General features: G+C 67.1%; 2 protein-coding genes. Both read left to right on the forward strand.

The window, feature by feature from the left end; genetic code table 11:
- Nucleotides 1-343: ATP-binding protein (locus tag VTU_RS29240; protein WP_010108567.1), on the forward strand; the 343-nt coding region annotated here is incomplete at its 5' end.
- Nucleotides 340-915 (forward strand): hypothetical protein, encoded by a 576-nt coding sequence (locus tag VTU_RS0121360; RefSeq protein ID WP_010108569.1) that lies wholly within the window; start codon nt 340-342, stop codon nt 913-915. The genes VTU_RS29240 and VTU_RS0121360, both read left to right, overlap by 4 nt.
- Nucleotides 916-1,195: the final 280 nt, after the last annotated feature.

The raw sequence follows: 1,195 nt of genomic DNA on the forward strand, positions 1-1,195 counted from the left end.
CGATCGCAGCGCGCCCGGCGAGATGGAGGTGCTGCGCATGCTGACCGCGGTGTCGCTGCTCGTGGTCGACGAGGTCGGGGTGCAGTTCCATACGGACGCCGAGCGCGATCAGCTCTTTGGCGTGCTCGACGGGCGCTACCGCGATCTGATGCCCACGCTGCTGACGACGAATCTGAGCCGCCGGTTGTTGCAGCAGGCCATTGGCGAGCGCAGCTATAGCCGCTTGCGCGAGCAGGGCATTTGGGTGCCTTTCGATTGGGAGGATTTTCGTGCGCGCAAGGTGGGGGCGGGCGCCGCAGCAGCAGCCGCAGCCGCAGCCGCATCAGCGGGGTCTGCGGCATGATGGCGCGGCCGATTTTTCGCAGCACGGGGCAATGCCTGCACGTGGCCTTTCTCATGGAGGTCCTGCCCGCGACCACGCGCGGCTTCATGCAGGTGATTCTGGAGTCGCACGTGCAGGTCTGCGACGAGCCCGATGGGTCGGCTGCGCAGCGGCGCGGCGTTGATTTCGGCGGCATGAGCGCGTTGGAGGTCCGGGGGCAGTGCGCGATGGTGCGCGGCCTGGTCGAACACCATTTGCCGCGGCCCGAGGCCTGCGCGGTGAAGGCGCATTACGGGCACACGGCGTCCAAGGCCGAAGGGGTGCGCGGCCTGTCCGATTACGTCTCCGTGCTGCTGCGCACCACCGACCAGGACGCGGTGCTGGCGCTGGCCTGGGGCGTGTTCGGCACGCTGCGCCAGCGCGAGGGGCTGAGCCTGCGCGCGGTGGCCCTGCACTTCGGGCTGACCAAGTCCACTGCGCAGCGCGATCAGCAGACCATCAAGCGCATGGGCCGCGACATGCTCAGCCGGGCGATGGACCAACTCAGCACCCGCTTGCAGGACGCGGGGCTGGTCGAGGACGCTCAAGGCTGACGAAATGCTTGACGGCTTGGGACAGAGTGGATAGATTTCGCTACTTTCGGGGCGGGGTTGCGTGCAGACCCGGCGCGCAGCCAGACCCCCCGGATGACGATAGGCCCGCCACAGAGCGGGCTTTTTTTTGGCCATTTTGCGATGGCCAGATGAACCAAGCGACCCCGCCATTGCGCGGGGTTTTTCTTTTTCCGCGAGAACTGGAAGTTGAACCATGACACGACCGCATCCCAGCATCAGCCCGATGGCGCCCGACGCCGTCCCCTCGGTGTGGAACCCC

The organism is Verminephrobacter aporrectodeae subsp. tuberculatae At4 (assembly GCF_000193225.1).
Taxonomy (GTDB): domain Bacteria; phylum Pseudomonadota; class Gammaproteobacteria; order Burkholderiales; family Burkholderiaceae_C; genus Acidovorax; species Acidovorax aporrectodeae.